Origin of the sequence: Streptomyces sp. NBC_01476 (assembly GCF_036227265.1) — a bacterium.
In the GTDB taxonomy this organism is placed as follows: domain Bacteria; phylum Actinomycetota; class Actinomycetes; order Streptomycetales; family Streptomycetaceae; genus Actinacidiphila.
The window spans coordinates 1912943-1930376 of sequence record NZ_CP109446.1; the positions used below are offsets into that span (position 1 = coordinate 1912943).

Below are 17434 nucleotides of genomic sequence, written 5' to 3' on the forward strand. Positions count from 1 at the left end.
TCCGCACCACGACCGGCACCACCTCTGACGCGTACACCCACGGAGAACTCAGCCATGAGCAACAGGAACAGCAAGGCCAGCAAGGAAGCCGCCCGCGAGCGGCTGCGGATCCAGCGGGAGAAGGAAGCCAAGCGCGCCAAGATCCGCCGCCAGTTGATGGTCGGCGGCGGCGTGGTCGCGCTGCTGGTGGTGGCGGGCGGTGTGGCCGTCGCCGTCAACCAGGCGAACAAGCCCAGCTACTGGTCGGCCGCGGCGAAGGACCCGCTGGTCAAGCCGGCCAACACCACGGGCACCAACGGAACCACCATCACCATCGGCGACCCGAAGAACAAGAACACCGTCGCCGAGTTCGAGGACCTGCGCTGCCCGGTCTGCGCTGCCTACGAGCAGGCGGCCGGCGACGCGGTGCTGAAGGGCGCCGAGGACGGCAAGTACAAGATCACGTACACCTTCGGCACCTTCCTGGACGCCGGCAACGGCGGTTCCGGTTCGAAGAAGGCACTGAGCGCGCTCGGCGCCGCACTGAACGTGTCCACCGACGCGTTCAACCAGTACCACACGCTGCTCTACTCCAAGGCCGTCCACCCGGACGAGAAGAAGGACGAGTTCAACAACGCCCAGCACCTGATCGACCTGGCCCAGAAGGTGCCGGCGCTGAAGGGCAACGCCAAGTTCTCCGACGCGGTGAACAAGGGCACCTTCGACAAGTGGGCGCTGACGATGAGCAGCTCCTTCGACGCCAGTGGCGTGAACCAGACGCCGACCATCAAGGTCAACGGCAAGGACGTCGCGGTCTCCGGCCTGTCGTCCGCCGACGTGATGAGCGCCTTCGAGGCGAACCTCACCAAGTAGCCGCGCCGCGGACTCCTCCGGGACCCCGGGTCACAGGTCCCGGAGGAAGTCCAGCGCCACCGCCCAGGTCCGCTTCGCGGCCTGGGCGTCGTAGTCCGGCAGGCCGGGGTCGGTGTAGAGGTGCCCGGCGCCGTGGTAGCGGTGGATCTCCACGTCCGCGCCCGCCTTCCGCATCCGCAGGTACCAGGCGTTCAGCCAGTCCTCGGTCTCGAACGGGTCCGGCTCCGCGACGTGCAGCTGCACCGGGATGCCGGTGGCCGCGTCGTCGGTCATGTCCGAGGTGCCGTGCAGGAGCAGCAGCCCGCGGGCCCGCTCGTCGCCGAGGGCGAGATTCTGCGCCACCGAGCCGCCGAAGGAGAAGCCCGCGTAGACCAGGCCCCGCTCGCTGTACGGGGCCGCGGCGAGCACCGCCCGGCGCAGCAGTTCGTCCCGGCCGATCTCGTCCCGGATCGCCAGGCCGTCCTCGACCGTCTCCGCGGTCCGCCCGTCGTAGAGATCGGGTACGCGGACCTCGTGTCCGGCCTCCCGCAACCGGTCGGCGGCAGCGTACACCGCAGGCCGGAGGCCGTAGGCGGAGTGGAACAGGACGATCGTCACAGGCTTCCTCGCATCCGTTCGGGTACGTGTCCATGGTGCCTTACCGTGAGGCACGGACCCCCGCGTGCCGCACACGCTGACGTCGACGGATCGAGGTGACGATGGACGGCGCACTGCGCCCGGTGCTCGTGGTCAGCGTGGCCGTGGCGTTCTCGCTGATCGCCGGCTGGGTCGTGGACCGCTCCCTGCGCCGGGTGGACGCCCGGCACCCGGAGACACCGCTGTGGCACCTGCTGCGCCGCTGCGGGATACCGCTCCAGGTGGTGATCCTCAGCGCGATCCTGCGCGGCGGCTACCGCTCCGCGCACTTCGCCGACGCCCACGCGGCGGACATCGGCCAGGTCCTCGTCCTGGTGCTGATCGGCGCCTCGGCCTGGCTGGTCATCCGGGTCGCCGCCGCCGTCATCGACTCCTCCTACGCCCGGTACGCGGCCATCTCGCACGACGTGCCGAAGATCCGCCGGCTGCGGACCCAGCTGACCTTGATCCAGCGGGTGTTCACCGCGGTGGTGATGGTGATCGCGGTCGCCTCGATGCTCTTCACCTTCCCGGCGATGCGGACCGTGGGCGCCTCGGTGCTGGCCTCTGCGGGCATCATCGGCATCGTCGCCGGTGTGGCCGCCCAGTCCACGCTGGCCAACCTCTTCGCCGGGCTGCAGATCGCCTTCGGCGACATGGTGCGGATCGGCGACACGGTGGTGGTGGAGGGCGAGTGGGGCGTGGTCGAGGAGATCACCCTGACCTTTCTGAGCGTCCGCACCTGGGACGAGCGCCGGATCACCATGCCGGTCTCGTACTTCACCAGCAAGCCGTTCGAGAACTGGTCGCGCGGCGACCCGCGGATGACCGGCACGGTCTTCTTCCACCTGGACCACTCCACACCGGTGGACGCGATGCGCAAGCGGCTGCTGGAGATCCTGGAGCAGGCCGACGAGTGGGACCGCAGGGCGTGGGGCCTGGTGGTGATCGACACCACACCGACCACCATCCAGATACGGGCACTGGCCACCGCCAAGAACGCCGACGACATCTTCAACCTGCGCTGCATCGTGCGGGAGCAGCTGATCGACTGGCTGCGCTGCGAGCACCCGTACGCGCTGCCCCGGATCAACACCGCGGCGGCGCCCGGCCGCAGGGACGAGGGCCAGGACCGGGGCCGGGCGCCGATGCCCGACTCCAAGGACCTGGGACCGGGGCCCGGCGCCCGCTGAGCCACGAGCGCGGGCCCCGACCCGGACCACGGGCCACGGGCCGCAGGTGTTCTTACAGTCCGCGCATCGACCGCAGATCCAGGTGCCGCAGCACCCGGTCGACGATCTCCGGGTCGTTGCCCGGCTCGCTGCGGGCGGCCAGCACCTCGTGCCGGGCCGCGGAGAGCATGTCCTCCTGGATGCGGCGCAGCGCCTTGAGCCGGGCCAGCCGCCGCGCGTGACTGCCGCGGCGCTCCTCGTCCACGATGTCCGGCGAGATGCGGGCGCCGACCTCCAGCGCCCGGCGGTAGAGCATCTCGATCAGCTCCTCGTCCAGTTCCTCATCGCGCTCGATCTGCTTGAGCCTGCTCCTGGCAGCGGTCATCGCCCGTACCGCCAGGGCCCGTTCCAGGTCGTGCTCGGCCTCGATGTCGCTGCGCACGCCCAGCCGCTTGACCAGCCAGGGCAGGGTGAGCCCCTGCACGACGAGGGTGGCGAGCACCACCGCGAAGGCGATGAAGAGCAGTTCCTCGCGGGCCGGGAAGCGCCCGTCGTGGTCGGTGGTGAGCGGGATCGCCAGCGCCAGCGCCACCGACGCCACCCCGCGCATCCCCGACCACCACATGATGACGGTCTCCCGCCAGGTCATCGGGATGTCCTCGTCCATGTCCCGGAGCGTGTGCAGCCGTCTGGCCACCCATGAGGCCGGCAGCAGATAGAGCAGCCGCACCCCGACCACGACGGCCACCACCAGGCCCGCGTGCTGCAGCATCTCCCCCCGGTAGCCGGCGCCGACGTTGAAGACGGTGTGCAGTTCCAGGCCGATCAGGCCGAACGCGATACCGGTGATGAGGGTGTCCACGATCTCCCAGAAGGTGTTGCCCACCAGCCGGGCCTGGACGTCGTCGGCCTCGAAGGCGTGCTCGGCCAGGAAGAGCGCGGTGGTGAGCACCGCCAGCACCCCCGAGCCGTGGAACTCCTCGGCGAGCGCGTAGGAGGCGAACGGCACCAGCAGCGACAGGCCGATCTGCAAGGTGGCGTCGCCGACCACGCCCATCAGCTTGTTGGCGGCCCAGCCGAGCGCCAGCCCGACGGCGACCGCGACCACCGCGGACAGCAGCAGCTCAAGCGCCGCGTGCGGCAGCGAGAACTCGCCGGAGACCGCCGCCGCGACCGCCACGTGGTAGAGCACGATCGCGGTGACGTCGTTGAAGAGCCCCTCGCCCTCCAGGATCGAGATCATGCGGCGGGGCAGCCCCAGCGCGCCGGCCACCGCGGTGGCGGCCACCGGGTCGGGCGGCGCGACGAGCGCGCCCAGCGCGCAGGCGGCGGCCAGCGAGATCCCGGGCACCACCGCGTCGGCGACCGCGGCCACCGCCGCGGTGGTGACGAAGACCAGCCCCACCGCGAGCAGGAGGATGGCCCGCTTGTTGGCCGCGAACTGCCGCCAGGAGGTGCGCTGTACGGCCGCGTAGAGCAGCGGGGGCAGCAACAGCGGCAGGATCAGGTCCGGGTCGATCCGTACGTTCGGCACGAACGGGATCAGCGCCAGCACACCGCCGAGCAGCGTCATCAGCACCGGCGCCGGCAGTTTCAGCCGGTCGCTGAGCGGCACCACGACGATGGCCGCGAGCATGAGCACAAAGAACAGGGCGAGCTGATCCACGCCCGTAGGGTGCCATGTCCATTACGGATGAGGGGCCGTCAATCGCCGGACGGACGGCTATTTCGTCGCGGCGGTCGCTTCGCTGTCCCGGTTCGTACCGGAGCGCGGCTGCGGGCCGTCCGCGGGGCCGCGGCTGAACTCCCGCCGCATCGCCCGGTGCACGATCCCGGCGTCCATGAACTCCGGCCCGTAGGCGGTGTACCCGAGCCGCTCGTAGAACGGCAGGGCGTGCACCTGCGCCTCCAGGTAGATCCCGGCAAGGCCGAGCCGGCCGGCCTCCTCCTCAAGGGCCCGCACCAGCCGGGCGCCGACACCGCCGCCGCGGGCCGCCTTGAGCACGGCGAGCCGGCCGAGCACCGCCAGCCGCGGGTCGCCGCCGTTCTTCCCGGCGGCGTCCTCGCCGAGCAGCAGCCGGCCGGTGCCGGCGCCTTCGGCCAGCGCGTGCACGGCCCGGTCGTCCTTGCCGTCCCACTCCAGGTCCGGGGGTACGTCCTGCTCCACCACGAAGACCTCGTGCCGGATCGCGTGCACCTCGGCCATGCCGGCCGGCTCGTCGGCCGGCACGATCCGCACCACCGGAAAACCGCCGCTCACTCGCTGTCCGCGCGCACGACGTCCAGCGCGTGCTGGAGGTCGGCCGGATAGCCGCTGGCGAACTCGACCCACTCGCCGTCGGCGGGGTGCTCGAAGCCGAGCCGTACCGCATGCAGCCACTGCCGGGTCAGGCCCAGCCGCTTGGCCATGGTGGGGTCGGCGCCGTAGGTGAGGTCGCCGACGCACGGGTGCCGGTGGGCGGACATGTGCACCCGGATCTGGTGGGTCCTGCCGGTCTCCAGCTTGATGTCGAGCAGGCTGGCCGAGCGGAACGCCTCGATCAGGTCGTAGTGGGTGACCGAGGGCTTGCCGTCGGCGGTGACCGCCCACTTGTAGTCGTGCTGCGGGTGCCGGCCGACGGGCGCGTCGATGGTGCCGCTCATCGGGTCGGGGTGGCCCTGGACCAGGGCGTGGTAGCGCTTGTCCACCACCCGGTCCCGGAACTGTGCCTTGAGCAGGGTGTACGCCCGCTCCGACTTGGCCACCACCATCAGCCCGGAGGTGCCGACGTCCAGTCGGTGCACGATGCCCTGGCGCTCGGCGGCGCCCGAGGTGGAGATCCGGTAGCCGGCCGCGGCCAGGCCGCCGATCACGGTGGTGCCGGTCCAGCCGGGGCTGGGGTGGGCGGCGACCCCGACCGGCTTGACCACGACGACCACGTCGTCGTCGTCGTGGATGATCTCCATGCCCTCGACCGGCTCGGCGACGATCCGGACCGGTTCGGCCGGCGCGGGCATCTCGACTTCGAGCCACGCGCCGCCGTGCACCCGCTCGGACTTGCCCGCGGCGGAGCCGTCGATGGAGACCTTGCCCGCAGCGGCCAGCTCGGCGGCTTTGGTCCGCGAGAAACCGAACATACGGGCGATGGCGGCGTCGACGCGCTCGCCTTCGAGGCCATCGGGAACGGGCAGGGAACGGACTTCGGGAACGGTGCTCACCTGATCGAGTATGGCGCCTCAGCCGTGCTGCTTGGTGCCGTCCGGGTCCACACCGCGGAAGGAGAGCAGCACGATCAGCACACCACCGCAGCAGATCGCCGAGTCCGCGAGGTTGAAGACCGCGAAGTGCTCGGGCGCGATGAAGTCCACCACCCGGCCCTGGAAGCCGCCGGGAGCGCGGAAGACGCGGTCGGTGAGGTTGCCGAAGGCGCCGCCGAGCAGCAGACCGAGCGCGACCGCCCAGGGCATGCTGTACAGGCGGCGGGAGAGCCGGACGATGACCGCGATGACCCCGACCGCGATCACCGTGAAGACGATCGTCATGCCCTGGCCGAGACCGAAGGCGGCGCCGGCGTTCCGGATCGCGTCGAAGCGCAGGTAGTGCCCGAAGACATCGATCGGGTCGTGGTGCTCCAGGCTGTGCACGACCCAGAGCTTGGAGAGCAGGTCGAGGAGGTAGGCGAGCGCGGCGACCCCTATCAGGACCGCGATCCGCCGCCGGCGGGCGGCCGGGTCACGGCGGGCGCCGCTGCCGGCGGCCTGCTCGGCCCCGAGGCCGCCTCCGTCGGTGCCCGCGGCGGTGTCCGAACCGGCGTTCTCGGACGGGTCCTCGGCGGCGTCCCCCGCGGCGTCCGCGCCGGCGGCTCCGGACGGACTGCCCGCCCCGGACCGTGCGGCGGCTTCCGAGGCGCTTTCCGGAGCGGGTTCCGGAGCGCTTTCCGGGGCGGCTTCCGGAGTGGCGGCGTACGGCGACGGGTCGGTGCGCCCCGCCGCCTCGTCCGGCGTGCCCGGTGTGGTGATGGTGCGCTCCGCTTCCGTCACGTGAGTTCCTCAGCCGTCGTGCTCCGTACCCGCCAGGCCGAATCCTGACTGCTGACGAGGGTACGGCACAGGCGCGCCGGGGGTCCGCCCGCGGGGTTTCAGCGGCGCTCCTGCCGCTGCTTGTCGTCCAGGCAGAGGACGGCCCGCGGGAACGCCTGCATCCTGGCCTTCCCGATCGGGTTCCCGCACACCTCGCAGAGACCGTACGTGCCCTCGTCGAGCCGCTGCAGGGCATGGTCGGCCTGGCTCAGCGTCTCGCGGGTGTTGGCGGCCAGCGCCAGCTCGTACTCGCGGGTGATGTTCTTGCTGCCGGTGTCGGCCTCGTCACCCGTGCTGTCCCCCGAGTCCCGCATCAGGCCCGCGACGGCTGCCTCGGACGCGACCAGCTCGGACTTCAGCCGCTCGACCTCGGCCAGCAGGTCGGACCTGGCCTCCTCCACCTCCTCGGGCGTCCAGGGGTCCTCGCCGGGGAGGACGGCCAGGGTGCCCGGTTGCGCCGCGATACGGGCGGCGGGGACCGGGGACCCCGATGTCGCGGCCGAGTCGGCCACGGTCTTCTTCGCTGCCACCTTGCGGGCTCCTGTCTTCTTCGCGGCCGCGGCTTTCCCGGCCGCGGCCGTCCTGGCCGGCGCCTTCTTCGCTGGCGCCTTCTTCACGGCCTTCTTGGCCGTGTCCTTGCGGGCCGGACTCCGCCGGCCCGCGCCGGTGCCGGCCGGGCTCGTCGTCGAGCCGTCGGCGGCCGGTCCGGCCCCGGCGGCCTCGGCCTCCGTGCCGGACCCGGCGGTCCTGCCCGCCGGTTTCCCGCCCGCGGCGTTCGCCGCGGGTTTCTTCCGCGCCGCCTTCGCGGCCGGCGCCTTCTTCTTCGTCGCGCCCCTCACCGTCTTCTCTGCGGCCATGGCGGCGACCCCTTCACCTCGGTGATCTTGTTCGCGAATCGTGCCGGAACGGTAAATCGGCCGTGGACCCGCGGCAACGGGGGCACGCTGCCTGGCCGACCCGGCCGCCCAGGGGCAGACAGGTCTCCATCCGTTGTGCCCAGCTCACCGTGAGGTATTCCGGCCCGCCGCCCGGACCATGCCGGAAAGCCGCCATTCGGGTCTGCGGGCCACCCCGGGCGGCCGGACAAGCGGTCGGCCGCGACGCGTCCGGCGCCGTACACTGACCCGTAGCGAAAGGCATGGATGGGACGAGTAGTGCCGCACGCAGCCAAGAGCGACCCGGGGACGGTGGAAGCCCGGGGGTGTGCGCGGTGCGAAGATCACCCCGGAGCCGCCGGAAGAAAGCCCCCGGGCGAGTAGAACCGGCTTCGCGGCCCCTAATGAGGGGGCGGCGCGCGTCCGCGAGGACACCGAGCGCCGCCAAGGAGGGTGGTACCGCGGGAGCACCTCGCTCTCGTCCCTCCGACGGAAGTACGCGACAAGCGACAAGCGTCCGCCGGAGGAATCAGGTCCCGATGAACACCCCGAGCCAGCCGCAGTACCGCCAGGTGCCCGCACAGGTCGACCTGCCCGCCCTCGAACACGAGGTGCTGGCGCTGTGGAACGAGCGCAAGACCTTCGCCCGCTCGGTCGAGCAGACCGAGGGCCTGCCGGACTGGGTCTTCTACGAGGGCCCGCCCACCGCCAACGGCATGCCCGGCGCCCACCACATCGAGGCCCGCGTCTTCAAGGACGTCTTCCCGCGCTTCAAGACGATGCAGGGACACCATGTGACCCGCAAGGCCGGCTGGGACTGCCACGGCCTGCCGGTCGAGCTGGCCGTGGAGAAGGAGCTGGGCTTCACCGGCAAGCAGGACATCGAGGCGTACGGCATCGCCGAGTTCAACGCGAAGTGCCGCGAGTCGGTGACCCGGCACACCGACGCCTTCGCCGAGCTGACCGAGCGCATGGGCTACTGGGTGGACCTGGAGGACGCCTACCGGACCATGGACCCCTCCTACATCGAGTCCGTGTGGTGGTCGCTCCAGCAGATCTTCGGCAAGGGCCTGCTGGTCCAGGACTACCGGGTGGCCCCCTGGTGTCCCCGCGACCAGACCAGCCTCTCCGACCACGAGCTGGCGCAGGGCTACGAGAACATCGTCGACCCGTCGGTCTATGTGCGCTTCCCGCTGACCTCGGGCCCGCTGGCCGGTCAAGCGGCACTGCTGGTGTGGACCACCACCCCCTGGACGCTGGTCTCCAACACCGCGGTGGCCGCGCACCCGGACGTCACCTACGTCGTCGCCACCGACGGCACCGAGCAGCTGGTCGTCGCCGAGCAGCTGGTCGGCAAGGCGCTGGGCGAAGGATGGACGCCGACCGGGCAGACCTTCACCGGGCGCGAGATGGAGCGCTGGACATACCAGCGGCCGTTCGCCTTCGTCGACATCCCGGACGCGCACTATGTGCTCAACGCCGAGTACGTCACCACCGAGGACGGCACCGGTCTGGTCCACCAGTCCCCCGCCTTCGGCGAGGAGGACCTCAAAGCCTGCCGCGCCTACGGCCTGCCGGTGGTCAACCCGGTGCGCCTGGACGGCACCTTCGAGCCCGAGGTGCCGCTGGTCGGCGGGGTCTTCTTCAAGAAGGCCGACGAGGCGCTGGTCGCCGAGCTGGCGGCCACCGGACGGCTCTTCCGGCACGTGCCCTACGAGCACAGCTACCCGCACTGCTGGCGCTGCCACACCGCGCTGCTCTACTACGCCCAGCCGTCCTGGTACATCAGGACCACCGCGGTCAAGGACGCGCTGCTGCGGGAGAACGAGCGGACCAACTGGTACCCGGAGAACGTCAAGCACGGCCGCTACGGCGACTGGCTCGACAACAACGTCGACTGGGCGCTGTCCCGCAACCGCTACTGGGGCACCCCGCTGCCCATCTGGCGCTGTGCCGACGGCCACCTGACCTGCGTCGGCTCGCTCACCGAACTCTCCGAGCTGACCGGCGCCGACCAGTCCGGGCTCGACCCGCACCGCCCCTTCATCGACGCGGTCACCTTCCCCTGCCCGACCTGCTCGGCCACCGCGACCCGGGTACCCGAAGTGATCGACGCCTGGTACGACTCGGGCTCGATGCCGTTCGCGCAGTGGGGCTACCCGTACCGCAACAAGGACGTCTTCGAGCGGACGTACCCGGCGCAGTTCATCTCCGAGGCGATCGACCAGACCCGCGGCTGGTTCTACACGCTGATGGCGATTGGCACGGTGGTCTTCGACCGGTCGTCGTACGAGAACGTGGTCTGCCTCGGCCACATCCTCGCCGAGGACGGCCGCAAGATGTCCAAGCACCTGGGCAACATCCTGCAGCCGATCCCGCTGATGGACCAGCACGGGGCCGACGCGGTCCGCTGGTTCATGGCGGCCGGCGGCTCCCCGTGGGCGGCCCGCCGGGTCGGCCACAACACCATCCAGGAAGTGGTCCGCAAGACCCTGCTCACCTACTGGAACACGGTCGCCTTCCAGGCGCTGTACGCCCGCACCGCGGGCTGGGCGCCGAGCGCGGCCGACCCGGCGCTCGGGGAGCGCCCGCTGCTCGACCGCTGGCTGGCCGGTGAGCTCAACGTGCTGGTGCGGGACGTCACGCAGGCGCTGGAGTCCTTCGACACCCAGCGCGCCGGCAAGCTGCTCTCCGCCTTCGTGGACGACCTCTCCAACTGGTACGTGCGCAGGTCCCGGCGGCGGTTCTGGCAGGGGGACGCGGCGGCGCTGCGGACCCTGCACGACGTGGTCGAGACGGTGACCCGGCTGATGGCGCCGCTGGTGCCGTTCATCACCGAGCGGGTCTGGCAGGACCTGGTGGTCCCGGTCGTGCCGGACGCGCCCGACTCCGTGCATCTGGCCTCCTGGCCCGAGGTGGCGGCGGACCGGATCGACCCGGCGCTGTCCGAACGGATGCATTTGGTGCGGCGGCTGGTGGAACTGGGCCGCGCGACCCGGGCGGAGTCCGGGGTCAAGACCCGGCAGCCGCTGTCGCGGGCGCTGGTCGCCGCGGCGGGCTTCGGGGAGCTCTCGGAGGAGTTGCGGGCGCAGGTCGCCGAGGAGCTGAACGTCTCCACGCTGGCCTCGCTCTCCGAGGTGGGCGGTTCGCTCGTCGACACCTCGGCGAAGGCGAACTTCCGGGCGCTGGGGAAGCGGTTCGGCAAGGGGGTCCAGGCGGTCGCCGCGGCGGTGGCCGCGGCGGACGCGGCGGCGTTGTCGGCGGACCTGCGCGAACACGGCAAGGCGACGGTCACCGTCGACGGGGACGTGGTGACTCTCACACCGGACGAGGTGATCATCACCGAAACCCCGCGCGAGGGCTGGTCGGTCGCCTCCGACTCCGGCGCGACGGTCGCCCTCGACCTGGACATCACCCCGGCCCTCCGCCTGGCGGGCCTGGCCCGCGACGCGATCCGGCTGATCCAGGAGGCCCGGAAAAACTCGGGGCTGGACGTAGCCGACCGGATCGCGGTGCGCTACGGCGCGGCGAGCCCGGAGCTGGCGTCGGCCCTGTCGGCCCACGCGGGCCTGATCGCCGAGGAGGTCCTCGCCACCGACTTCGCCGAGGGCGCCCCCGCCCCGGACTTCGGGCCCGCCTTCACCGACGAGCCGCTGGGCCTCACCTTCCACCTCCGCAAGTCCTGATCCACCGAACGCAGCTGGGCCCCCCGGGGAGAAACCGGGGGGCCCAGCTGGGGTGGTGCGGGCGGCACCGTGGTCGAACGGTCAGTTGTCGTCCTCGTCGATCAGAAATCCCCGCATCGGGGTCGGCGCCTGCTGCAGCGGCGCGGGCCCCTGCGGCCGTACCGGCGCCATCGGCTGCGTCATCGCCGGGGACATCTGCTGCTGCCCTCCGTATGTGGGCCCGGGGCCGTGCCCCATGCCCTGACCGCCGCCGTACGACGGACCCGACCCGTTGTGCCCCATCGCCCCGGCACCCGCGGGAGCCATCCCGCTCATGGAGTTGCCCCCCATGGAACCGGTCATCGAAGAAGCGGAGGGCAGCGACGGCGCCGGCGGCGGCGTCGTCCGCGGCGGGGCGAGCGAATCGTCCGCCTGGTTCTCCAGCTGGCGCAGCTGGGACTCCAGGTAGGACTTCAGCCTCGTCCGGTACTCCCGCTCGAACCCGCGCAGATCCTCGACCTTGCGCTCCAGGGTCGCGCGAGCGGACTCCAGCGAGCCCATCGCGACGCGGTGCTTCTCCTGCGCGTCCCGCTCCAGTGCGTCCGCCTTGGCGCGGGCGTCCCGCTCCAGGCCCTCCGCGCGGCTGCGCGCCTCACCGACGATCTTGTTGGCCTCGGACCGCGCCTCGGCGATGGCCTGGTCCGCGGTCTGCTGGGCGAGCGACAGGACGCGGGCGGCGCTGTCGCCACCGGGGCCCTGCTGCTGCATGGGGTGCTGGCCCATGGGGCCGGGACCCTGCTGCTGCATCGGGTGCTGGCCCATCGGACCGGGACCCTGCATACCGGGCGGTCCCTGCATGGGATGACCCTGCTGCTGCATCGGGTGCTGGCCCATCGGCCCCTGCTGCTGCATACCGGGGCCCATGCCGCCCTGCTGCATCGGGTGACCCTGCTGCTGCATCGGGTGCTGGCCCATCGGACCGGGACCCTGCTGGCCGCTCGGCCCCGGCGGCAACTGCGGTGCACCACCGGGCAGCTGGGGCGGCCCCATCTGCTGCGGCATCTGCTGCTGCACCGGCTGCGGTCCGGATATGGCGGCGGGCACCGGCCGGTCCTGTTGTTCCGGCTTGCGCATGCCCTGCTGCTGGTTCTGCGCGGCGGCTCGCGTCGCGGCGGCCAGCTTGGCCCGCAGGTCCTCGTTCTCGCGGAGCAGTCGGGTCAGCTCCGCCTCCACCTCGTCGAGGAAGGCGTCGACCTCGTCCTCGTCATAGCCCTCTCGGAGGCGGACGGTCGTGAACTGCTTGTTCCGAACGTCCTCGGGGGTCAGCGGCATCTCTTCACCTCAACGTGATCGTCGACATATCAGTAGCCCGCACCAGTCATCCTCGCAAGCCCCCCAGTACTTGAAGCAGGATGAGCACGATGATCATCAGTACAAAGAAGGACAGATCGAGCGCCACGCCCCCGAGACGCAACGGCGGGATGAACCGCCGCAGAAGCTTGAGTGGCGGGTCCGTGACAGTGTAGGTGCCCTCCAGGACGACGACCATCGCCTTCCCAGGGTGCCATGAACGGGCGAACTGGAAGACGTAATCCATCACCAATCGGAAAAGCAGGACAGCGAAGAAGCACGCAAGTGCGATCCACAGCACTTGGAGTGCGATGTCCATCGCGCTTCCCTCTCCCCTGATCGTTGCCGTTCCCGACTGGTCCTGCGGTCGCGTGCTGTTCAGCTCTGGTTGAAGAACCCACCCTCGGCGATCCGGGCTTTGTCCTCCGCCGTGACATCGACGTTAGCAGGCGAGAGCAGAAAGACCTTCTGCGTCACCCGCTCGATGCTCCCATGAAGACCGAAGACCAGACCCGCCGCGAAGTCGACAAGTCGCTTTGCGTCCGTATCGTCCATCTCCGTCAAGTTCATGATCACCGGCGTACCTTCACGGAAGTGTTCCCCGATGGTACGGGCTTCGTTGTAGGTCCGGGGGTGGAGAGTCGTGATCCGGTAGGGCTCTCGCTCTGAGACGACCTTGGGCATGATCACCGGTGCGTTCTTCTCCAGGGTGTGACGTTCGGGTGTGATGGATGCCACTGGGGCAATCCGCGGTTCGCGGGGGGCCGGGGCGTGAATGAGCCGGGGCGGCTCGTCCTGCGGCGGCTGGTGCTGGACCGGCGCCGGGACGTGCTGACGCCGAGGAACGCGCTCGGGCTCGGGGACGGTTCGGCCGCTGGGCGGCGCCGCCATCTCCGGTTCGAACTCGTCATCGGGGTCGAAACCCGGTCCGTCGTATCCGTCGTCCTCCACGAGGCCGAGGTAGACCGCCATTTTGCGCATCGCGCCGGCCATGCTCTGCGTCCTCTCAGCGGGGTTGCGGTCCTGGGCCGCCGTTGGGACGGCCGCCACACCATATTTATGCTGTGGTCCGACTTGTTCGGTGACGTTACCGGAGCCGCGGACGGACTCCGAGCACCGCCGTACCGACGCGTACATGTGTCGCTCCGGCCGCCACCGCGTGCTCGAGGTCCTGGCTCATCCCCGCCGAGACCATGTTCGCAGCCGGATGAGTCTCCCGCAGCCGGGATGAGATATCCATCAACCGATCGAATGCCGCTCGGGGTTGCCCGGCGTACTCGCCGGCCAGCGGTGCTACCGTCATCACCCCGTCGATGCGCAGTCCGGCCGCGGCCGCGATGGCGTCGGCGAGTTCGCCGACCGCGTCGGGTGCCACCCCGCCGCGTTCGCCCCGCTCGCCGGATCCGGCGTCGAGGGCGACCTGGACCAGGCAGCCGACCTCCCGTCCCGCGGCGGTGGCCGCGGTGGAGAGGGCGCCGACCAGCCGGAGCCGGTCGACGGAATGCACATGATCAGCGTATCCGACCACGCTACGGGCCTTGTTGGTCTGCAACTGGCCCACGAAGTGCCAGCCCAGCGGGAGATCGGCGCACTCGGCCGCCTTGGGGGCGGCCTCCTGGTCGCGGTTCTCCGCCACTTCGCGCACGCCGAGGCCGGCCAGCAGCCGGACGTCGCTCGCCGGGTAGGTCTTGGTGACCACGATCAGCGTGACGTCCTTGCGGTCCCGGCCGCCGGCTTCGCAGGCGGTGGCGATCCGCTCCTCCACCCGGGCCAGGTGCGCGGCGAGTTCCGCTGCCCGGGCAGCGCGGGGGTCGTTCACCGGAGTCCGTCCAGCCAGACATAGCCGGCGAGCCGGCCGGTGGCACGGTCCCGGCGGTACGAGAAATGATCGGCGGACTCCAGCGTGCAGACCGCCGGAGCCTGTGTCACCCGCACGCCGCAGCGCGCGAGTTGAGCGCGTACGCCGGCGCTCACGTCGACCGCGGGCGTACCCCGGCTCGTCTCGGCGTACGCCTCGGGTACGACGGCGGCCACGTCGTCACGCATCGCGGCGGGCACTTCGTAGCACTTGCCGCAGACCGCGGGGCCGAGCACGGCGGTGATCCGGGCCGGGTCTGCGCCCTGCGCCACCATCGTCCCAACGGCGGCGGGTACCACCCCGGCGACCAGTCCCGGCCGCCCCGCGTGCGCCGCGGCCGCCACCCCGGCCGACGGGTCGGCGAGCAGCACCGGTACGCAGTCGGCGGTGAGCACCGCGAGGGTGAGATCGGTTCTGCGGGTGACGAGCGCGTCCACCGCGGGGACCGGGTCCGTGCCCCAGGGGGCGTCGACCACCGCGACGTCCCGGCCGTGCACCTGGTTCATCCACACCACCCGGGCGGGGTCGCGGCCGAGCGCGCCGGCGGCGAGGTCCCGGTTGGCGTGCACGGCGGCCGGGTCGTCGCCGACCGCGCCGCCGAGGTTGAGGCTGTCATGAGGAACGGCGCTCACCCCGCCCCACCTGTCGGTGAAGGCGAAGTGCGCGCCGTCCACTGCTGTGCGGTGCCCTATCACTGCCGGGCGGTCACTTCAGGAAGTCCGGGACGTCGAGTTCCTCGGCGGCCGAGTCCTGGTAGGGGCGGGCCGGCGGCACCACGGGCTGGTGCGTCGGAGTGGGGGTCTCGGCGACCGGCTCGGTCTCCCGCTCCGGCTCGGCCGGGGCAAGCGGCAGGTCGCCGATGCGCGGGTAGGAGGGCGCCGGCCGCGGGCTGTCGTTCCGTACGTCGCCGGCCGGGGCGGCCTCGTCGCGGGCCGGGTACGGGTTGAGCACCCGGTCCCGGGAGCCCTTCGGCGGCGGCTGCCCGCCGTCGAAGCCGGCCGCGATGACGGTGACCCGGACCTCGTCGCCGAGCGCGTCGTCGATGACCGCGCCGAAGATGATGTTGGCCTCGGGGTGCGCGGCCTCGCTGACCAGTTGGGCGGCTTCGTTGATCTCGAACAGGCCGAGGTCGGAGCCGCCGGAGATGGAGAGCAGGACACCGCGGGCGCCGTCGATCGACGCTTCGAGCAGCGGCGAGGAGATCGCCATCTCGGCGGCCGCCACCGCCCGGTCGTCGCCGCGGGCCGAACCGATGCCCATGAGCGCGGAACCGGCCTCGGACATCACCGACTTGACGTCGGCGAAGTCCAGGTTGATCAGACCGGGGGTGGTGATCAGATCGGTGATGCCCTGCACACCGGAGAGCAGCACCTGGTCGGCGGAGCGGAACGCGTCCAGCACGCTGACCTGGCGGTCCGAGATGGAGAGCAGACGGTCGTTGGGGATGACGATCAGAGTGTCGACATTCTCCCGCAGTCCGGCGATACCGTCCTCGGCCTGGTTGGCACGGCGACGGCCCTCGAAGGTGAAGGGGCGGGTGACCACACCGATGGTCAGCGCACCCAGTGAGCGGGCGATGTTGGCGACCACCGGGGCGCCGCCGGTGCCGGTGCCGCCGCCTTCGCCCGCGGTGACGAAGACCATGTCGGCGCCCTTGAGCACCTCTTCGATCTCCTCACGGTGGTCTTCGGCGGCCTTGCGGCCGACATCGGGGTTGGCGCCCGCGCCGAGGCCACGGGTCAGTTCACGGCCGACGTCGAGCTTGACGTCGGCGTCGCTCATCAGGAGGGCCTGTGCATCGGTATTGATCGCGATGAACTCGACGCCCTTGAGACCGACCTCGATCATCCGGTTGATGGCGTTGACACCACCGCCGCCGATGCCGACGACCTTGATGACTGCGAGGTAGTTCTGGGGTGCTGCCACGTCGAAGCCCTCTCGCCTCGATTACGAATCGTGTGGGACGGTCGATGGCCCGCCGGTTGCCGTTCTGAACCCTAACCGTGAGGTTTAGGGTTACCAGTATGCCTGTCCCACGTGTTCTCTTGGGACAGGACACTAAGTCGACAAGCGGTAGCGGTTCAACGAACACGCCGAACCTACCGTTTTTCTTTTCACCCTATGTGATCACGCCATCGACCGACGAGCCAGGGTCGCACACCTCGCGGACCCCGTCGGACCACGCGTCAACTCCCTGACGCGGCAGGGGCGGTGGGGGCACTGACGTCGTAGTGGCCGGCGTGCGGCTCGGCCTTCATCAGCGCTGTGAGCACGGCGGCCTTCCGCGATCCCTCCTGCGCGCTCCCCCACACCACCTCGCGCCCGCGGTTCAGTTCGACGGTGATCCCGTCGTAGGAACGTACCCGGATGGCCGTCGCCTGGCCCCGTACCGAATCGGGAAGATCGCCGGCGACCGCAATCGCCGACTGCAGCAGGCGCGTTGTTCCGAAATGGAGAAGGCTCGCGGACTGCACCGGAGTCAATTGCACCAGCGGTACTCCGGCAGGTGCCCGGCCGACGGTGGCGAATCGCACTCCGGCACGGTCGACTTCGGTGAACTCGGAGCCGCTTCGGAGTACCGCGGAAGGCGTTCGCTCGGTCACTTTCACCGTCACGGTGTGCGGCCAGGAGTGCCCGACCTGGACGGCGCCGATCCGGGGCAGGGCCTTGAGCAGCCGTTCGCGCACCGCGCCGTTGTCGACGGAGAAGAGCGGGCCGCCGAGCGGTACGGCGGCGGCCCGCTTGATCTGATCGGTGGTCAGTTCGCGGTTGCCGCTGACCGAGACGGTGGTGGCCGCGAAGAGCGAGGAGCCGTACACCGCCCAGGTGCCGCCGCCCACCAGCACGCTGAGCACGACGAGCCCGGCCAGCACCAGCCGTCCGCGCGGTGTCCCGCCCCGCCGCCCGGTCCCGGCCGCCCCTGCCGGGGCGGTGGACCGGGCGGAGGGGGCTGCGGTCGCTGGTCGGGGCACGTCGGCCTCCCGTGTG

16 protein-coding genes are annotated in these 17434 nt (G+C 71.0%); 3 read left to right on the forward strand and 13 right to left on the reverse strand.

Going from position 1 to position 17434, the window contains the following annotated elements; all coding sequences use genetic code 11:
- Positions 1-54 precede the first annotated feature (54 nt).
- A complete protein-coding gene (locus tag OG552_RS08350; RefSeq protein ID WP_329130805.1) occupies positions 55-852 on the forward strand; it encodes a thioredoxin domain-containing protein in 798 nt (265 codons plus the stop codon).
- Between the two features lie 30 nt (positions 853-882).
- On the opposite strand, the gene OG552_RS08355 is transcribed toward OG552_RS08350, so the two are convergent.
- A complete protein-coding gene (locus tag OG552_RS08355; RefSeq protein WP_329130807.1) occupies positions 883-1503 on the reverse strand; it encodes a dienelactone hydrolase family protein in 621 nt (206 codons plus the stop codon).
- A gap of 47 nt (positions 1504-1550) precedes the next feature.
- On the opposite strand from OG552_RS08355, the gene OG552_RS08360 reads away from it, so the two are divergent.
- Positions 1551-2660 carry a mechanosensitive ion channel family protein gene (locus OG552_RS08360; protein ID WP_329130809.1) on the forward strand — a complete coding sequence of 370 codons (1110 nt, stop codon included), beginning with the start codon at positions 1551-1553 and terminating at the stop codon, positions 2658-2660.
- Positions 2661-2712: 52 nt separating this feature from the next.
- On the opposite strand, the gene OG552_RS08365 is transcribed toward OG552_RS08360, so the two are convergent.
- The 5 genes from OG552_RS08365 to OG552_RS08385 all read right to left on the reverse strand — a co-directional run bounded on the left by OG552_RS08365 (position 2713) and on the right by OG552_RS08385 (position 7555).
- A complete protein-coding gene (locus OG552_RS08365) occupies positions 2713-4305 on the reverse strand; it encodes a Na+/H+ antiporter (protein ID WP_329130811.1) in 1593 nt (530 codons plus the stop codon).
- 57 nt (positions 4306-4362) lie between these two features.
- A complete protein-coding gene (locus OG552_RS08370) occupies positions 4363-4845 on the reverse strand; it encodes a GNAT family N-acetyltransferase (RefSeq protein WP_329140660.1) in 483 nt (160 codons plus the stop codon).
- Between the two features lie 50 nt (positions 4846-4895).
- Entirely contained in the window at positions 4896-5837 is a 942-nt protein-coding gene (locus OG552_RS08375) for an RluA family pseudouridine synthase (protein ID WP_329130813.1), read from the reverse strand.
- Positions 5838-5855: 18 nt separating this feature from the next.
- On the reverse strand, positions 5856-6659 hold the full coding sequence (lspA, locus tag OG552_RS08380; RefSeq protein ID WP_329130815.1) for a signal peptidase II: 804 nt from the start codon (positions 6657-6659) through the stop codon (positions 5856-5858).
- A 98-nt stretch (positions 6660-6757) separates the two neighbouring features.
- On the reverse strand, positions 6758-7555 hold the full coding sequence (locus OG552_RS08385; RefSeq protein ID WP_329130817.1) for a TraR/DksA family transcriptional regulator: 798 nt from the start codon (positions 7553-7555) through the stop codon (positions 6758-6760).
- Positions 7556-8112: 557 nt separating this feature from the next.
- Between OG552_RS08385 and ileS the strand changes: the two genes are divergently transcribed.
- Positions 8113-11259 (forward strand): isoleucine--tRNA ligase, encoded by a 3147-nt coding sequence (ileS, locus tag OG552_RS08390; protein ID WP_329130819.1) that lies wholly within the window; start codon positions 8113-8115, stop codon positions 11257-11259.
- A gap of 81 nt (positions 11260-11340) precedes the next feature.
- Here ileS and OG552_RS08395 read toward each other — a convergent pair whose 3' ends face one another.
- From OG552_RS08395 to OG552_RS08425, 7 genes are all read right to left on the reverse strand, one after another.
- Positions 11341-12570, reverse strand: a complete 1230-nt coding sequence (locus OG552_RS08395) for a DivIVA domain-containing protein (protein WP_329130821.1) — start codon at positions 12568-12570, stop codon at positions 11341-11343.
- A gap of 46 nt (positions 12571-12616) precedes the next feature.
- The gene (locus tag OG552_RS08400; protein WP_329130823.1) at positions 12617-12907 is read right to left on the reverse strand and encodes a YggT family protein; all 291 of its coding nucleotides are present in this window, start codon (positions 12905-12907) and stop codon (positions 12617-12619) included.
- 59 nt (positions 12908-12966) lie between these two features.
- Positions 12967-13581, reverse strand: coding sequence for a cell division protein SepF (locus OG552_RS08405; RefSeq protein ID WP_329130825.1), 615 nt, complete (start codon positions 13579-13581; stop codon positions 12967-12969).
- 94 nt (positions 13582-13675) lie between these two features.
- Positions 13676-14407 (reverse strand): YggS family pyridoxal phosphate-dependent enzyme, encoded by a 732-nt coding sequence (locus OG552_RS08410; RefSeq protein ID WP_329130827.1) that lies wholly within the window; start codon positions 14405-14407, stop codon positions 13676-13678.
- Positions 14404-15141: a peptidoglycan editing factor PgeF gene (gene pgeF / locus OG552_RS08415; RefSeq protein WP_329130829.1), complete on the reverse strand. Its 738-nt coding sequence runs from the start codon at positions 15139-15141 to the stop codon at positions 14404-14406. The genes OG552_RS08410 and pgeF overlap by 4 nt, the downstream gene beginning before the upstream one ends.
- Positions 15142-15151: 10 nt before the next feature.
- On the reverse strand, positions 15152-16372 hold the full coding sequence (gene ftsZ, locus OG552_RS08420) for a cell division protein FtsZ (RefSeq protein ID WP_329130831.1): 1221 nt from the start codon (positions 16370-16372) through the stop codon (positions 15152-15154).
- A gap of 260 nt (positions 16373-16632) precedes the next feature.
- The gene (locus tag OG552_RS08425) at positions 16633-17418 is read right to left on the reverse strand and encodes a cell division protein FtsQ/DivIB (RefSeq protein ID WP_329130833.1); all 786 of its coding nucleotides are present in this window, start codon (positions 17416-17418) and stop codon (positions 16633-16635) included.
- Between the last annotated feature and the right edge of the window lie 16 nt (positions 17419-17434).

Bases quoted from the DNA above. Each gene is read 5' to 3' on its own strand.
- OG552_RS08400 (WP_329130823.1), bottom strand. From the start codon at position 12,907: ATGGACATCGCACTCCAAGTGCTGTGGATCGCACTTGCGTGCTTCTTC.
- OG552_RS08395 (WP_329130821.1), bottom strand. From the start codon at position 12,570: ATGCCGCTGACCCCCGAGGACGTTCGGAACAAGCAGTTCACGACCGTC.
- OG552_RS08405 (WP_329130825.1), bottom strand. From the start codon at position 13,581: ATGGCCGGCGCGATGCGCAAAATGGCGGTCTACCTCGGCCTCGTGGAG.
- OG552_RS08350 (WP_329130805.1), top strand. From the start codon at position 55: ATGAGCAACAGGAACAGCAAGGCCAGCAAGGAAGCCGCCCGCGAGCGG.
- ileS (WP_329130819.1), top strand. From the start codon at position 8,113: ATGAACACCCCGAGCCAGCCGCAGTACCGCCAGGTGCCCGCACAGGTC.
- OG552_RS08385 (WP_329130817.1), bottom strand. From the start codon at position 7,555: ATGGCCGCAGAGAAGACGGTGAGGGGCGCGACGAAGAAGAAGGCGCCG.
- OG552_RS08370 (WP_329140660.1), bottom strand. From the start codon at position 4,845: ATGGCCGAGGTGCACGCGATCCGGCACGAGGTCTTCGTGGTGGAGCAG.
- OG552_RS08360 (WP_329130809.1), top strand. From the start codon at position 1,551: ATGGACGGCGCACTGCGCCCGGTGCTCGTGGTCAGCGTGGCCGTGGCG.